Origin of the sequence: Rheinheimera pleomorphica, assembly GCF_011634895.1 — a bacterium.
Classification (GTDB): domain Bacteria; phylum Pseudomonadota; class Gammaproteobacteria; order Enterobacterales; family Alteromonadaceae; genus Alishewanella; species Alishewanella pleomorphica.
The window spans coordinates 282359-297678 of the sequence record NZ_SIRR01000008.1; the positions used below are offsets into that span (position 1 = coordinate 282359).

Below are 15320 nucleotides of genomic sequence, written 5' to 3' on the forward strand. Positions count from 1 at the left end.
GCTTACCAATTAGTGATTTGCACGCCCAGCACCAGGGTGCGGCCGTATTGCTCATACTGAAAGTTATAGGGTTTGCGGCCGGTGTAAGCGTAATACGGCTCGTCATTCAGGTTAACCACATTAAAATACAGCTGCATACCGCGGGCAAAGGTCCACTTAGCGGTAAAGTCCAGCTGCAGGTGGTCGTCGGCATACACATCATAGCCGCTGTCGGTAATATCACCCACTTCAGCCAGGTACTTAGACTTATAGTTGGCCGCCAGACGCAGGCTGATAGCGTCGGTTTCATACCCCAAACTCAGGTTAGCGGTTTTATCTGACTGGCTCGGCAGTGCCACTTCGCGGCTTAACAGCATGCCGTCATCAAACCACTCAATATCAGCGGCAGAATCGGTTAAGGTCAGGTTAGCGGATAGCAACAGGTTATCTAACCAGTTACCAAAACCCGACAGCTTATGAATGGCGTTTAGCTCCAGGCCATATAAATCAGCTTTGCCGCCGTTAACAAAAGTTTCGGCTTTGGCAAAATCGGCATAGTCGCCACGGCCGGCTAAATCGGCCTCATAGATAAAGTTGTCTATCTGTTTATAGAACAGCATTGCCGATAACACGCCTAATTTATCAGCATAGTGCTCAATGCCCAGGTCCAGATTGTTGCTGGTCAGCGCTTTAAGCTCTGGGTTACCAAAAGCCGCTTCCAGCTCATCGTCGTCTTCTTCCAGAATAAACGCCGGTGACAGCTGTTCAAAGTTAGGCCGCACCAGGCCGGTGCTAAACGCCGCCCGCATAATGGTCTGCTCAGACAGGTTATAGCGGCCTACCAGCGCCGGTAACCAATAGCCTTCAGAGGTACTGTCGCTGTTAGTACTGAACTCCTCATCTATCGCATCATAACGACTGCCACTTGCATCACGCTGTTCGTGTTCAAAGCGCACCCCGCCAATTAACTGCCAGTTATCACGCTCCCACTGCGCCATTAGATAGGCAGCGCTAATATCTTCATCCACCTGATAATCATTAATTTGTGACTCCACCTCGTCAACAAAATCATCGCGGTCAAGCGTGCTGATAAGCTGATAAATACTGCCGCTGCTGACCGCCGGGCCCATAGTGCTCAGGCTGTAATCGATGACGCCGCTGGCATAATCGCTCAGACTTAACGCACTAATGCCCACTTCTGCAAAGTCTTCAAACAGCCAGACGTCTTCGGCGGCGGTTTTCTCGCGCTGGCTGAATTTCGCGCCGGTTTTAAGCGTTAAACTGCCTGCCGCTTGTATGATCTCGCGGCTGATATCAAAGCGGATATTACGCTCGGTTTCTTTAGCATAGGTGTCACCCATTTCCACTTCGTTAAGTGCATAGCCGTCAGCCAGGCGGGCTTCATCCGGCGCCGTTAAGCGTAAAATATTGCTGCCGCTAAAACCGACACCTGCGTCAAACGCCTGCTCAAAATCGGCTGAGGCGATATTAAAGGGCGTGTCTTCATCAGCCTTACTGGCGCCAGCTTCCAGTTGCCATTGCCAATTGCCTGAAAATTGCTTGGTACCGATCACCACAGCACTGATGGTCTGGGTTTCTTTGCGCTGCTTTAGTGAGCGGATTATCTCTGCTTCACCCAGCTGGCCAGCAAACTGCGGCTCAGCCAGCTCAACCACTAAGCCCTGGCGGGTTTCATCATCGCTAAATTCACTGTACAGGGTACGCAGATAATATTCGTTATGGTTGCCGGGCCGGTAATCCAGGTTCAGCGCCAGGCCGATGCGCTCGCGGCTGATGCTATAGTCGCGCAGTTCAAACTCTTCTAAGCCGTCTGCAAAATCCCAGCTGCCACCGGTTTCGACGTTTTCAGAGCCAAATTTACGCTCAGCGTAGCTGGCCGCTATTGCGACACCTAAGCTGTCGGTTTCACCGCCGGCATCGAGAATTTTGCTAAACACGCCGGACAGTTTCGGGCTGGTTTGGCTTTGCTGTTCGTTATAGCCCGCTTCAGCGGTAAAGGAGTAAAAGTCATTGCTGCGGTCAAACGCCGATAAGCTTTTTATCTCTACCGTACCGCCTAAAGAGCCGGCCGGCATATCCGGCGTAATGGTTTTGCTCACTTCAACCGACTCGAGTAAATCGGATGGGATCACATCCAGCGCCACCGCCCGACGGCCGGCTTCCGGCGCCGCTAACTGGGTGCCGTTATAGGTTACCGCGTTGTAATCCGGCGCTAAACCCCGTACCCGGACAAAACGGCCTTCGCCCTGATCGCGTTCTACTGATAAACCGGCCAGCCGCTGCAGCGCTTCACTGACATTGCTGTCCGGAAACTGACCCAGCTCATCAGTACTGGCCACAGTAACAATGCCTGCAGCATTGCGCTGGCGGTTCAGTGCTTTACTTACTGCACCGGATTGACCTACCACTTCAATATGTTCAATGCTGTCGGTAGCCGACAGTAATTTAATATCGCCCAGTTGCTGCGCGCTATCGGCCACCACCAGCACCCGGGTATCCGGCATAGCGCCGAGATAATTGACCAGCAGGGTGTAAGTGCCGCTCGGCAGCTGGTTAAACACAAAGCGACCATCTGCGGTTGTGGTACGGCGTAGTTTCAGCTCAGGAATAATGACTTCAGCGCCCTGCAGCAAATTACTGCGGTTATCGGTAATGCGGCCCTGCACATCGGCATCGGCCAACACCGGCAGCACTGCGCTTGTAAGTACCAGGCTGACGGCGCAGGCAACAACACTGGGGGAGGAAAGTTTAGGCTTGGTCGGTTTCATCGGTTGCTCTCAGATCACGGCGAATAGTTGCCTGCAAGTGTGCCGCGGCTGTGTGACAAAATGCCGTTTATTAACAACTCAGGCTGCGCTGTACTGACCCGGGTCTTAGCAGTGCAGCGCCCTGCCACAACCGCCGTCAACTGTCATGCCGTTGTCATACGCAGCGCAGAAAATGGCGTTTATTTACCGGGATAACCTGACCATGTGGCGACAACATCGTTATAAAATACTGCTGAGCCTTATTTTACTGGTCTGCGGCTTACTGCTGGCGATTAATACCGGCGCGGCCAAACACAGCAGCGAATTTGATGCGCTGGATATTCTCGGTGAAGGCACCACCTTGTTGGTTGCCTGTGGCTGGCTGGGGCTGATTATCAGCAGTCGCCCTGCCGGGCGGGTTACCGAATGGTTGTATTACGGCAGCCTGCTGCTGGTGTTTTCGTATTTTCTTGATCTGCTCGATGAGTTTATCCGCTATCAGGAGCAAGTCCGGCTGATGAGCTGGTTGGAATCGCTACCGGCGCCGGTTGGTATGTTAGTACTGACTTACGGCCTGGTAGGCTGGCACCGAGAACAGCGCGCTATTAACCGTCAATTGCGTGGCCGCGAGCTGTTTTTACGCGATCATCAACTGATCGATCCGCTCACCCAACTGTATGGTGCCGACTACTTGCACGCCGTGCTACAGCGTGAAATTGAACTGCACTTAAGCCAGCACAGAACCCTGTGCTTGCTGGTGCTGGATATTGATGATTTTGCCGGTTTTAACCGCCGCCACGGTATTGCTGCGGGAGATACCTACCTTAGCCGGTTAAGTGAATTGCTCAGCAGCCAGCTTAGACATAGTGATGTGATCTGCCGCTACGCCGGTGACCGCTTCGTCGCGGTGTTACCGAACACCACGCCGGGGCAGGCACAGATAATGGCGCAGCATTTACGCCAGCAAATAACGCAATTGGTATCAGCGGAGGAAGCGCCGCAGCTAACGGTAGCCGGAATGACGGTGCAGCAGCGCAGTGCCCAAACGGCACTGCAACAGGCCGACATCGCCATCAAACAGGCCAAAGCCGGCAACGTATTAAAGTGGCAGCCTGAGTTATGAGCCCACGCCACTTTGGCTATCAGGATAAAATTTTGCTGCTGCAGCATGGCTGTACTGACTTGCTGGCACTGGCGCAACGACGTGGCGCAGAGCTGCATAAGCTGCTAAGTGGCACCGGCATTTTTGAGCAAGACTTACATAAACCGCTTGGCAGGTTGCATTTTAGCGACTGGTTAACCCTGCTAAAAAACTGCCAGCAGCAGCTTAACAGCCCGGAGCTAGCGTATTTGCTGGGCAATGCGCTGCTTAACAGCCGTTATATTTCACTGTGCCAGAGCCTGCACTATGCGCAAAACCTGTCGCAGGCACTGTCGCAGCTGTACTATTTCCGTCATCAGCTGTTTCCCTGTTTCTATGTCCGGCTTTACCGGCAACAACACTGCATAGCAATAGAATTTAAACCAGCACTGGGGCTGGCAAACCAGCATGGCTTTATGTTCAGCCTGCTGTGTTCATTGATTTTAGGCCTGATAAAGCAGCAGCTGGGTAGCGTCAGCGGCATCAGCTTGCAGTTGCAGCATGCTGAATCAGCCCAGCAGCAACAATTTTTGGGCGTTGCGGTCAGTTTTAATCAGGCCGCTGATTGCCTTTGCATCCCGCTGTCATTTTGGCGACAGCCCTTTGTAGATGCCAACGCCGTGCAATTCAGTGCCAAAACGCGCAGCTGCCGCCAGCTTAACCGTGTACTTTGTAAACAACGGGCCCTGCCTGAAATACTCTGCCGACTGCAGCGGCGCGCCTTACCACAACTGCTCAGTCAGGACCAGGTTGCCGCTATGCTGGGGTTAAGCAGTAGCAGCCTGAAACGCCAGCTTAGCCAGCACCGCACGCACTTTGCTGCATTACTGGATGGGGTGCGCCGTGATGCCGCCCGGCAATTATTGCAACAAGGCCATTATTCCAACCGCCAGCTTGCATCCAGGCTGGGGTACTCCGACGAGCATAACTTTCGCCGCGCTTTTAAACGCTGGACCGGTGTGATCCCCAGCAGCTTTAAAGGCCTGTTTAATCCCCACTAACCTGCCACATTTTTCAAGGACATTAGATGAAACCACGTTACCGCCTCAGCCTGACACTGCTGCTTAGCCTGTTATTGTCAGCCTGTTCACCTAACGATGCTGCCAATACCGCAGCGCAGCAAGATGCGAATGACGTACTGCTACGCTTTGCCGTACTGGGCGATGCCGAGCCGAAACCTGAACCTGCGTTTCCGAATATGGCTGCGGCGGTGGCTGATATTAACCGGCTGGCAACGCAGCAGCGGTTAGATTTTGTTGTTGGCGTAGGCGATATCGCCCACAAGGGCACTTTAGTGCAATACGAAAATGCCACGCCAGTGCTGCAACAGCTAAGCCTGCCGTTTTATCCGATTATGGGTAACGAAGAGCACGGCAGCAGCGTTGAGCGCTTTATGCAGTTCGCCAATTTGTGGAACCAGGGCAAAGTCACGCTGGATGCGCCCAGCTATGTGCTGGAATTTGACCACCTGGCGCTGGTATTGGCCTCGCCTGATCATGGCCGCGATTTTAACGATAGCGGCATCGCCTGGATGCTAAGCCAGCTAAAACGACTGGCACCAAAACCTGTGCTACTGATTGTGCATGGTGCCCAGGCCGGTGCTTATGCGGAAAACGCCGACAAAGGCATTCATCACCCCGGTTTTGCCGAGGTTATTGCCCAGCCTAACCTTTCTGCAGTCATTTCCGGCGACTTGCATATGGACATGAACCGCAGCGACCATTCCAAACAGCTGGGCAAGGTACATTACCTGCATATACCTGCGCTGGAGCGCACTAAAATACCGGATGACAGCCAGCATACGGCGATGTTTCGTGTTTTCAGCCTGTACGACAATGGGCAGATAAAGGTAGACACCTACCAAACCGCTAACGCAGCCCCACTGGCGCGTCATGCTTACCAGTTCAGCCTCAGCGGTAATAATAAATAAAACTTAAACTTCAGCCTGATCAAACTGTTAATGCTCAGGCTGAAAAAAATGCTTAAGTTTTAACCAGCACGTTCCGATAACCGTTTAACTGAAATACCTTTGTGGAGCCGAAGATGAACATTACATCTGCTTCGCAACAGTTTGCGGTTGCCGAACAAAAACAGCTTGCTTATGGTCGCAAACAGCAGTTACTAAGCAACGACGTCCGCTCTGCGCCAGCAGTACCAGAGCCGGTTTTAGCAGAGCCCGCGCAGAGCGCCGCCCTGACCGAAGATGACTTTACCGCCGACGATGGCGCCCTGTTTAATGCCTATCAAACCTTTGGCATGGTAAAGCACCTGCTGGCCAAACTGGGCCAGCATCACAACGACTGGCAACTACCTGCCAAGGGCACGCCACCCGATCACAGCAATAGCCGCATTAACCGAAACGTTGAAAGTGCAGCCTTTAGCGCCAGTTTTAGCAGCGAAAGCCTGTTTGTTAGTGGTAATCAGCAGCAAACTAGCGGCGAGCGGCTGGCAACGACGGAATGGGAACTGGGCTATCAGGCGGTACAGGCCAGTTTTAGCGGCCAATTGCAAATGCAGGATGGTAGCAGCGTCAGCTTTGCCTTTGAATTTAGCATGCAGGTAAGCTGGGCGCGCTACAGCTACACCGAACAGCCACTGCAAGATCCGTTAATTGTCAGCCTGGATAACACGCCGGCGCAACTGACTGACAGCCATACTGAGTTTGATTTACTTAGCAACGGCAGCAGTGTGCAACTGCCACAACTGGCCGCGCAGCAGTTTTATCTGGCCTACGATCGTAACAATGATAAACAGGTAAATAACGGTACAGAGCTGTTTGGTCCGCAAAGCGGCCAGGGCTTTGCCGAACTGGCTGAGTTTGACGATAACGGCAATGGCTTTATCGACCCAAGCGACGACATCTGGCAATACCTGTATTTATGGCGGCCAAAACAGCAGCTGCTTAGTATGGATGAAGCCAAACTGGGCGCGTTTTCGATCAGCTCCGCCGCCACGCCAATGCCTCTGCTGGATAAACAACAGCATAAAACAGGTAAAATTCAGCGCAGCGGTCTGGCCTTTACTGACGAAGCTAAACCGGTATTGGTGCAGCAGATTGATTTGGTGGTGTAGCAATCGCAGGATAAAAGCTAGCTTTTATCCTGCTTTTCCAGAAAATCCTGAAACTCTATGGTGTACAGCTTTAACAGCACCAGCGTCAGGGCAAAAATAATCGGGCCGTAAATAACGCCGATTAAGCCAAACAGCTGAATACCACCAATTAATGATAAGAAAATCAGCAGCGTATTCATACCTGCACTGCCCTGCATTAACAGCGGCCGCAAAAAGTTATCAATTGAACCAACGACTATCGCGCCCCACAGTGCCATAAACAGCGCCCAGGGCCAGTCGCCAATCAGCAGTAAATATAAAGACGCTGGCACCCAGATTAATGCCGTGCCGACTACCGGGATAAAAGAAGCGAACGCCATCATGGTGCCCCAGAACAGGCCGGGTAAACCGACAATCGCCATCGCAATACCACCGACGATACCCTGGGCAATAGCCGTTAAAAACGAACCCATCACCGCTGAACGCGCGACCTTTTTGGCCTCATCCAGCAGCGCTTCTTCCTGCGAACGTGACAACGGCAGCACCCAATGCAGGGTGTTGACCACTTTGTCATGATCGCGCAGCAAGAAAAACAGAATAAACAACATTAGGATAAAGCTGAATAGTAAACCCGTGACGTCACCGACCAGCTTAGTGCTTAAATTTAGCAACTCTTTACCAAAACCAGAGGCAAACTCAGTCAGTTGCTGCACAATGCTCTCACCACTGATTTGCTCGGTGGGTAATACCCGATTGACGTTATCCAGAGCGCTTTGCAACAGCGGATGTTGCAGCAGTTGCGTGGCACCACCATCATTGAGCCAGCTATAGCTTTGCTTAGTGAAAGCAATACCCTGCTGCACTATCGCCATAAACACCAGCGATGCCGGCACTAAAATCACCACTACCAGCAGCAAACAGGAGATACTGGCCACCAGATTCGGTCGGCCGGGCAGCTTGAGTTCGATATACTGATGCACCGGAAAACACAGCAACGACAGCACAAACGCCAGCACTATAGCGCCAATGTAAGGCGCTACCAGCAAGTAACTGGCATACAGCGCCAGCAGCAGCGCCACAATTAACACATAGTGGCGCGATTCTGTTTTAAATCCTTTCATATTATCCCCTCCTTGCCTGCCAGCTTAAGGTGCGACCTGCTGCAAAATTAAGCCGCAAATATAGGCGCCATAAGTACCCAAACCATAACCCAACACCGCCAACAGCACGCCAACCGGCGCTAGCGACGGATGAAAGGCCGCCGCCACCACAGGTGCTGAGGCTGCACCACCGACATTAGCCTGGCTGCCTACCGCCATATAAAACATCGGCGCTTTTATCAGTTTGGCCACCAGCAATAATAAACCGGCGTGTATCAGCATCCAGACAATACCCACTAAAAACATCAGCGGATAATCCAGAATAGCCGTGACATCCATGTGCATACCGATAGTCGCCACCAGAATATATAAAAACGCTGAGCCCACTTTAGAGGCGCCCACCGCTTCAAGTTTGCGCACTCTGGTGGTGGACAAAAACAATCCCAGCGTAGTGGCTGTTACCACCAACCAAAAAAAGGTACTGGTTAAGCTGTACATGGCAAGTTGTGGTGCAACCTGTTCAATCCAGGGCGCGACAATATCCGCCACCAAATGCGAGAACCCCGTAACACCAAAGGCCACAGCGACAATCAGCATAATGTCGTTTAATTTTGGAATACGGGCGTTTTCGGCTTCGTATTTTTCTATCTTTTGTCTCAGATTAACAATACCACTGGTATCAGCGCCGTTTTTACGGTCGAAAAACTCTGCCCGGCTGGCAATAAACAGCAGCACCGCCATCCAGACGTTCGCCACCAGTACATCGACAGTAATCATTACCGAGAAAATACTGCCGTCAACTGCAAATACCTCTTTCATGGCCGCCTGATTAGCGCCGCCGCCAATCCAGCTGCCGGCGATGGTGGTCATACCGCGCCAGACATCACCGCCTAACTGCTCGGGAAAGAAATACCCCATGCTGATTAACGCTATCGGGCCGCCAATAACAATGCCCGCGGTGCCGGTTAAAAACATAATCAACGCTTTAGGGCCCAGGCCCATGATGGCTTTAAAATCCACGCTTAAGGTTAATAACACTAAACTGGCTGGCAGCAAATAACGCGATGCCATCTTATACAGCGACGAGCCTTCGCCATCGATAATGCCAAAGGTATTAAATAACGACGGAATGAAGTAGCACAGCAGCAAGGCCGGCACATAGGTATAAAACTTTTTGAAAAACGGATTATCACTGTGGCTGGTATAAAATACCGCGCCAAGGATCAACGCCATTAAGCCAAGCACCACCGCATCATTGGTGATCAATACACTGCTTTCTTGCATAGGGAACCCTGAAATTTGATTATTATTATCACAACAAACAGGCGCCAAAATACCACAGGGCGGGTACAGTGCAAAGCCAGGCGGGATAAGCAGCACCTTGCCTGCGCTGACAGCGCAGCAGCAACAGGGTTACGGACGTGTTTTTGCGCTCAGGGCTGACTGGTCAAAACTGACGCCGTCCCAGCCGGTGCGGATAAAATTGCGGATATTCTGATGATCTGTGCCTTTAGGCGTGTTTAATACGGCACGGTAGTAATCACCAAATAAAAACAGCGTTTGCGGTGCAGACAACTGGTGCAATAAACCAAACGCCAGTATTTTGCACGAGCCATTGTTTTCGCCCGCGGCATTGTACAGATCGCCATTTTTAAAGGCGCTGGGGGTAAAGCAGTACAACGTATCAATCAACGCTATGCTTTGCTCAAAACTTATCGTCTCAGGCTCGGTACTTAGCTGAATAAAAAAATGTTCTAACATAGCAACTCCTGCTAAATAACGGCCTCACTGGCCGTGCATTTTAAGGTTGATACTAAGCGCTGAACGATAAAGGCGCAATAAGACAAAGGCCGTAGTAACATTAATTTACTATTCAGTACCGGATCCGGCCAGTTTGGCAAAGTGGTATTGGTATACTCAACTGATGACAGCTTAACGGTAGTACTGATGATGCTAACCCCAGCGATATGCCGCCAGGCCAGGCTGGCCCGTGATGCCCGCTATGACGGCCTGTTTTTTACTGCAGTCAGCAGCACAGGTATTTTTTGCCGCCCGGTTTGCCCGGCACGGGCGCCTGCAGAGCAGCAGGTACGCTACTACTTCTGTGCCGCTGCGGCCAGTGCGGCTGGCTACCGGCCCTGCCTGCGATGCCGGCCAGACAGTGCGCCCGGCTCAGCCGCCTGGCAAGGCACAGACACCACCTTGCAGCGGGCCTTACGGCTGATTGACGAAGGCGGACTGCAGCAGCAAAGCCAACAGCTGCTGGCAGAGCGGCTTGGCATCAGTGAGCGCTACTTGCGCAAGCTGTTTCAGCAACAACTGGGCATGGCACCCAAGCAATATGCGCTGATGCAACAGGTCTTATTTGCCAAAAAACTGCTGCATGAAACGGCGCTGCCGGTCAGTAGCGTAGCGTTTCAGGCCGGTTTTAACAGTGTACGGCGCTTTAACGATGCCTTTAAACAACAGCTAAACCTTAGCCCGTTGCAGATCCGCCGCCAACACCATTGTGCCGGCGATCCGCTGCAACTTTCGCTGAGTTACCGGCCGCCGCTGGCCTGGCCACAGATGCTGGCGTTCTGGCAACAGCGCACACTGGACGGCATCGACTGGGTGACAGACCAGCGCTACGGCCGCACGTTTAGCTTTATGCAGCAAGCGGGTTGGTTTGAAGTGGCGCCGGGTACAGCTAACAACTTAACGCTGCAATTGCACTGGCCTGGCAAACAAGGGTTATTCACCTTGCTGCGCCAGCTACGTCGTTTATTAGATTTAGATGCCAATATGCTGCAGATTGAACAGCAGCTGTGCAGTCAGCCATTGTTTAACGGCAGCATTATCAGCGGCCTGCGTATTCCCGGCGTCTGGAACAGCTGGGAAGCCGGCGTCAGGGCCATTCTCGGTCAGCAGGTTAGTGTCGCCGGTGCCAGAACCCAGCTAAACCGCCTGGTACAGGCGCTGGGCGAGCCGCTGTACCATGACAAACGCTTGTTCCCAACACCACAGGCGCTGCTCAACAACGATTTACAGATGATAAAAGTACCGCAGGCCCGCCGTGATACGCTAAAAGCGCTGGCGCAGGCCGTCATAAGCCAACCGGACGCCGCGCCGGAACACTGGCTCAGTATTAAAGGCATAGGCCCCTGGACGGTGAGCTATGCCAGATTACGCGGGTTGTCTGACAGCGATATCTGGCTGGGTGGTGATTTGGGCGTACAAAAAGCGTTGGCTAAGGCCGGCGCCAACGGCGATAGCACAGCGCTGGCGCCCTGGCGCAGCTATGCCACCTTGCAGTTATGGTTTAGTTTGGGAGCATAAAATGTTTAGTCAGTTTATCGACAGTCCGCTTGGTCTGATCAGAATTAGCGCCACAAGCGACGGCATCACTGAAGTGTTATTTACCGACCGCAGCGGCGACACTACTCCCTCGCCACTGACTGAATTAGCCGCGCAGCAGCTGCAGGCCTATTTTGCCGGCAGTCTGCAGCAATTTAGTTTGCCTTTGGCCGCCAGCGGCACGGCGTTTCAGCAGCAAGTGTGGCAGGCACTTTGTACTGTGCCTTTCGGCGTGACCTGCAGTTATGCCGATATTGCCCGCCGTATTGGTAACGAGCAAGCCGTGCGGGCCGTAGGCGCGGCCAATGGCCGTAACCCTATTGCGATTGTTGTGCCCTGCCACAGAGTGATCGGCGCTAACGGCACCTTAACCGGTTATGCCGGTGGTCTGGATAAAAAAGCCTGGCTGCTAAAACACGAACAGCGCCAACCGGCGCTGTTCTGACACAGAATACCAACCTTAGAACTGGTAGCTGACACCAAAGCGGAATTCATTTTTGGTATCACCGCTGTTTAGTGCGATATTGCTGCGAATAGCCCAGTCCGGGCTGAGATAAAACGCAATACCACCAGCTAAACTGCCATGATCATCAGCAATAGAGTGATAGGTTGCTTCTGAGTATAACTCGACCTGCGGCGTTAGCGGGTGACGCAAACCAACACCTGCATACCCACCGGTATCATCCGCATCGCCTGACGCATGCTCGATACCGGCCAGAATGTAGCTTTGTGTCGTCGGTGAGAAGTCCAGTTTAAAACCGGTTAAATAGTTTACGCCGGCCTGGACAAAATTGACGTCAAAGGGGCCGTTAGATAAGCGGGAAAAAGTGCCATCAATCACCCAGCTGCCATCCAGCCGGTAAGAGCCTTCAACATAGGGGCCATCACCACCGGCATCGGTGTAGCCGGCACCAACATAGTCCCACTTAACATTGGCCTGAGCGCTGGCCGCAAAGGCTACGGCAATAATAGCGGCGAGTGTAAAGTTTTTTTTCATTGTTGTTACTCCTGTCTTGCCATGAGTACAGTTCACGGCACTGCGTACTACGAATAGGCTGCCAGCTTACCCCTGGCGTCTTAACACTGGCTGAACTATGCAACGCCGCTGGCAAGACAACAGCCAGTAAGCAATAATTCTATTTTTTAGGTTAAAACAAGGCAATTTATGCCATTTTCTTTTCGTTTATTATAAAGTTTAATGGCCGCATACACGTGGAGGTAACGATGACACAGCGAACACTACAACGCCTGATCCCATCAATTGCCGCATCAGATGGTGCTGGCGTAAAAATTAAACGCAGCCTGGGGCAAAACCAACATACCCGACTGGATCCGTTTTTAATGCTGGACTTTTTTGGCTCAGATCAGGCCGGCGATTATATCAAAGGTTTTCCACCGCATCCGCATCGCGGCTTTGAAACGGTAACCTATATGCTCGAAGGCCATATGCTGCACGAAGACCATTTGGGCAACCAGGGCCATCTGAAAAGCGGTGGCGTGCAGTGGATGACTGCCGGGCGCGGTATTATTCACTCTGAAATGCCGCAACAGGAAGCTGGCTTGATGCAGGGTTTTCAGCTGTGGCTAAACTTACCGGCAGCGGAAAAAATGAAACCGGCCGCCTATGTTGATATTGCCCCCGAGCAGATCCCGCAGCTTAGCCTGCCACAAGGTCAGGTGAAAATCATCGCCGGTACCTTGCAAAGCGGCGCCTTTCAGCAAGGCGGTCCCATTCAGGGGCTAAGCACCGATCCGCAGTATTATGATCTGCAGCTTGACGCTAATCAGCAATTGACACTGCAGTTAGCGGCCAACCATACGGCTTTTGTTTACCCTTATGCTGGCAGCGTTAACATACAAGACGGCACAGCACAGCGCACCGTGCCCCAGCACCATGCCGGAGTGCTTGGCCGCGGTGACAGTGTCACGCTGGTAACAAAGGCGCCGGTACGGTTGTTACTGCTGGCGGCTGCACCAATTGGAGAGCCGATAGTGCAATATGGGCCCTTTGTGATGAACAGCATGGCCGAGATAGAGCAAGCGATCAGTGATTATCAGCAAGGGACACTCACCGGCGAAGGCGCAGCTGAAAGTATTAAACTGGCCCACTAGCACCAGGAAAAGCGGGATTTTACACGCATCCCGCTTTATACTGTCGGCTTTACATCAGTAGAGACGGCAGTATGCAATTAATCGGTATTATCGGCGCTATGGAGCCGGAAGTGGCGCTGCTGCGCCAGCAAATCAGTGATGTCAGCAGCACCGAGCTGGGTGGCTACACCTTTTACAGCGGTAAGCTGGCCAACATGCAGGTGGTGCTGGTGCAATCAGGAATCGGCAAGGTGGCATCCGCCCTGGCGACAGCGTTACTTATTCAGCAATTTAAACCTGATGCCATCATCAATACCGGTTCGGCCGGTGGTTTTGACCCAGAATTGGAAGTGGGTGATGTGGTGATCAGTACCGAAGTCCGCCATCATGATGTCGATGTTACCGCCTTTGGCTATGAAATCGGTCAGGTGCCGCAAATGCCGGCCGCTTTTAGCGCCCACCCGGCGCTGGTACAGGCAGCGGAACAAAGTATTCAGGCGCTGGGGTTTTGCCAAACCAAAAAAGGCTTAATTGCCACCGGCGACAGCTTTATCTGTGACCCGGCCCGCATTGCCGTGATCCGCCAGCAGTTCCCGACCATGTTGGCGGTTGAAATGGAAGGCGCTGCCATCGCCCAGGTTTGCCATATGCTGAACACGCCTTTTGTGGTGATCCGTAGCCTGAGCGATATCGCCGGTAAAGAGTCGCCGCAGTCGTTTGAGGCTTACCTCGACGTCGCGTCGAAGCACAGCTCAGCCATGGTGCTGGAGCTGCTGCAACGGTTACATAGCCTGACCCTCTGACATGCTACCCGCCGCGGATATCTGGCCAGCGGGACTGTCTGTTTATCCACTGCTGATACTGGCAGTGGTGGCGTTACAGCGTCTGTTGCCACTGCCAGACAGCTACCACCCGCTGACGTTATTCCGTTATCTGGCGCTGCAGCTGGCAGCTAAAGTTAATCCGGATCCCAGCCGTAGCCGGCAACAGCTGTATATTTCTGGCAGTCTGGCACTGCTGGTTGCCACTGTGCCCTTTATTGCCCTGCTGTACAGTGTATATCAGTTTTCTGAGCTGCCTTATCTGTTGGACGCCTTGCTGCTATATCTGAGCCTGAACTGGCAAAACACCCGGCAACAAGCTCTGAGCGTACAGCGCAGCCTTAGCGCCGGTCAGCTTAGCCTGGCAAGGCAACAGGCCAGGCCATTACTGCTGCGCCGTACCAGCAATTTAAGCGATATGGGGCTGAGTAAAGCGGTGATCGAGAGCCTGGCACTGCGCGCTGCCACGGCATTAATTGGCGTGTTGTGCTGGTTTTTAGTCGCGGGCGGTTTGGCTGCGCTGTGCTATCGCCTGCTGCTGGAACTGCAACAGCAATGGAATTGCAAACTAACGGCCTATCGCCATTTTGGTCTGCCCTGTGCCTATCTGGTGAAAGTACTGACAGCATTACCGCTACTGTTATGCAGCGCCACACTGGCGCTGCAACACGGTGTCCAATCCTGTTATCGTCAGGCGAAGCAGCGGCGCCAGCATTTTAGCCGCTTGTCTTTTTATTTACTGGCTTGTGTCAGTGTTAGTATTAAACGCAGCCTGGGCGGGCCGCTATACTATAATCACAGCAAACAACCACGCAGCAGATTAGTACAGCAGCAGGAACCTGGCGCGGCAGACATTACAGGCGTTATCAAAGTGTTAGGCTTTATGCAAAGCTATCTTTACCTCTTGTTATTTAGCTGTAGCCTGCTGCAGCTGGCCTGGTTACTGACAAACTACGTTTAGTTAAATGCCTGCACCGCCGGGCTGGACAAGCAGTAGTGTCTCGGTATATGTTTTCACACCACACAGGTGTAG

At 52.7% G+C, this 15320-nt stretch carries 14 protein-coding genes; 9 read left to right on the forward strand and 5 right to left on the reverse strand.

Annotated features, from left to right (window positions below; genetic code table 11):
- Positions 1-2: 2 nt before the first annotated feature.
- Positions 3-2768 (reverse strand): TonB-dependent receptor, encoded by a 2766-nt coding sequence (locus EYB30_RS10470; RefSeq protein WP_166838863.1) that lies wholly within the window; start codon positions 2766-2768, stop codon positions 3-5.
- Positions 2769-2940: 172 nt separating this feature from the next.
- Between EYB30_RS10470 and EYB30_RS10475 the strand changes: the two genes are divergently transcribed.
- The 4 genes from EYB30_RS10475 to EYB30_RS10490 all read left to right on the forward strand — a co-directional run bounded on the left by EYB30_RS10475 (position 2941) and on the right by EYB30_RS10490 (position 6960).
- Positions 2941-3870: a GGDEF domain-containing protein gene (locus tag EYB30_RS10475; protein ID WP_241698009.1), complete on the forward strand. Its 930-nt coding sequence runs from the start codon at positions 2941-2943 to the stop codon at positions 3868-3870.
- Positions 3867-4889: a helix-turn-helix transcriptional regulator gene (locus tag EYB30_RS10480; RefSeq protein WP_166838864.1), complete on the forward strand. Its 1023-nt coding sequence runs from the start codon at positions 3867-3869 to the stop codon at positions 4887-4889. The genes EYB30_RS10475 and EYB30_RS10480 overlap by 4 nt, the downstream gene beginning before the upstream one ends.
- 26 nt (positions 4890-4915) lie before the next feature.
- Positions 4916-5818, forward strand: coding sequence for a metallophosphoesterase family protein (locus EYB30_RS10485; RefSeq protein WP_166838865.1), 903 nt, complete (start codon positions 4916-4918; stop codon positions 5816-5818).
- A gap of 113 nt (positions 5819-5931) precedes the next feature.
- Complete coding sequence (locus EYB30_RS10490) at positions 5932-6960, forward strand: hypothetical protein (protein ID WP_166838866.1); 1029 nt, start codon at positions 5932-5934, stop codon at positions 6958-6960.
- A 17-nt stretch (positions 6961-6977) separates the two neighbouring features.
- Here the strand turns inward: EYB30_RS10490 and EYB30_RS10495 are convergent, their stop codons facing one another.
- From EYB30_RS10495 to EYB30_RS10505, 3 genes are all read right to left on the reverse strand, one after another.
- A complete protein-coding gene (locus EYB30_RS10495; RefSeq protein ID WP_166838867.1) occupies positions 6978-8060 on the reverse strand; it encodes an AI-2E family transporter in 1083 nt (360 codons plus the stop codon).
- A gap of 24 nt (positions 8061-8084) precedes the next feature.
- A complete protein-coding gene (locus EYB30_RS10500) occupies positions 8085-9323 on the reverse strand; it encodes a DUF819 family protein (protein WP_166838868.1) in 1239 nt (412 codons plus the stop codon).
- 129 nt (positions 9324-9452) lie between these two features.
- Positions 9453-9800, reverse strand: a complete 348-nt coding sequence (locus tag EYB30_RS10505) for a HopJ type III effector protein (RefSeq protein WP_166838869.1) — start codon at positions 9798-9800, stop codon at positions 9453-9455.
- A gap of 186 nt (positions 9801-9986) precedes the next feature.
- On the opposite strand from EYB30_RS10505, the gene EYB30_RS10510 reads away from it, so the two are divergent.
- A complete protein-coding gene (locus tag EYB30_RS10510) occupies positions 9987-11357 on the forward strand; it encodes a DNA-3-methyladenine glycosylase 2 family protein (RefSeq protein ID WP_206674620.1) in 1371 nt (456 codons plus the stop codon).
- 1 nt (position 11358) lies between these two features.
- Positions 11359-11820: a methylated-DNA--[protein]-cysteine S-methyltransferase gene (locus EYB30_RS10515; RefSeq protein WP_166838870.1), complete on the forward strand. Its 462-nt coding sequence runs from the start codon at positions 11359-11361 to the stop codon at positions 11818-11820.
- Positions 11821-11835: 15 nt separating this feature from the next.
- Here the strand turns inward: EYB30_RS10515 and EYB30_RS10520 are convergent, their stop codons facing one another.
- Entirely contained in the window at positions 11836-12372 is a 537-nt protein-coding gene (locus EYB30_RS10520) for an outer membrane beta-barrel protein (RefSeq protein ID WP_166838871.1), read from the reverse strand.
- Between the two features lie 227 nt (positions 12373-12599).
- Between EYB30_RS10520 and EYB30_RS10525 the strand changes: the two genes are divergently transcribed.
- From EYB30_RS10525 to EYB30_RS10535, 3 genes are all read left to right on the forward strand, one after another.
- Positions 12600-13487, forward strand: a complete 888-nt coding sequence (locus tag EYB30_RS10525; protein WP_166838872.1) for a pirin family protein — start codon at positions 12600-12602, stop codon at positions 13485-13487.
- A gap of 71 nt (positions 13488-13558) precedes the next feature.
- A complete protein-coding gene (gene mtnN / locus EYB30_RS10530; RefSeq protein WP_166838873.1) occupies positions 13559-14269 on the forward strand; it encodes a 5'-methylthioadenosine/S-adenosylhomocysteine nucleosidase in 711 nt (236 codons plus the stop codon).
- 1 nt (position 14270) lies between these two features.
- Complete coding sequence (locus tag EYB30_RS10535) at positions 14271-15248, forward strand: cobalamin biosynthesis protein CobD/CbiB (RefSeq protein ID WP_166838874.1); 978 nt, start codon at positions 14271-14273, stop codon at positions 15246-15248.
- Positions 15249-15320 lie beyond the last annotated feature (72 nt).

Coding starts and splice junctions, on each gene's coding strand:
- EYB30_RS10480 (WP_166838864.1), top strand. CDS start 3,867: ATGAGCCCACGCCACTTTGGCTATCAGGATAAAATTTTGCTGCTGCAG.
- EYB30_RS10510 (WP_206674620.1), top strand. CDS start 9,987: ATGATGCTAACCCCAGCGATATGCCGCCAGGCCAGGCTGGCCCGTGAT.
- EYB30_RS10490 (WP_166838866.1), top strand. CDS start 5,932: ATGAACATTACATCTGCTTCGCAACAGTTTGCGGTTGCCGAACAAAAA.
- EYB30_RS10475 (WP_241698009.1), top strand. CDS start 2,941: ATGGCGTTTATTTACCGGGATAACCTGACCATGTGGCGACAACATCGT.
- EYB30_RS10535 (WP_166838874.1), top strand. CDS start 14,271: ATGCTACCCGCCGCGGATATCTGGCCAGCGGGACTGTCTGTTTATCCA.
- EYB30_RS10485 (WP_166838865.1), top strand. CDS start 4,916: ATGAAACCACGTTACCGCCTCAGCCTGACACTGCTGCTTAGCCTGTTA.
- EYB30_RS10500 (WP_166838868.1), bottom strand. CDS start 9,323: ATGCAAGAAAGCAGTGTATTGATCACCAATGATGCGGTGGTGCTTGGC.
- EYB30_RS10470 (WP_166838863.1), bottom strand. CDS start 2,768: ATGAAACCGACCAAGCCTAAACTTTCCTCCCCCAGTGTTGTTGCCTGC.
- EYB30_RS10515 (WP_166838870.1), top strand. CDS start 11,359: ATGTTTAGTCAGTTTATCGACAGTCCGCTTGGTCTGATCAGAATTAGC.
- EYB30_RS10495 (WP_166838867.1), bottom strand. CDS start 8,060: ATGAAAGGATTTAAAACAGAATCGCGCCACTATGTGTTAATTGTGGCG.
- EYB30_RS10525 (WP_166838872.1), top strand. CDS start 12,600: ATGACACAGCGAACACTACAACGCCTGATCCCATCAATTGCCGCATCA.
- mtnN (WP_166838873.1), top strand. CDS start 13,559: ATGCAATTAATCGGTATTATCGGCGCTATGGAGCCGGAAGTGGCGCTG.
- EYB30_RS10505 (WP_166838869.1), bottom strand. CDS start 9,800: ATGTTAGAACATTTTTTTATTCAGCTAAGTACCGAGCCTGAGACGATA.
- EYB30_RS10520 (WP_166838871.1), bottom strand. CDS start 12,372: ATGAAAAAAAACTTTACACTCGCCGCTATTATTGCCGTAGCCTTTGCG.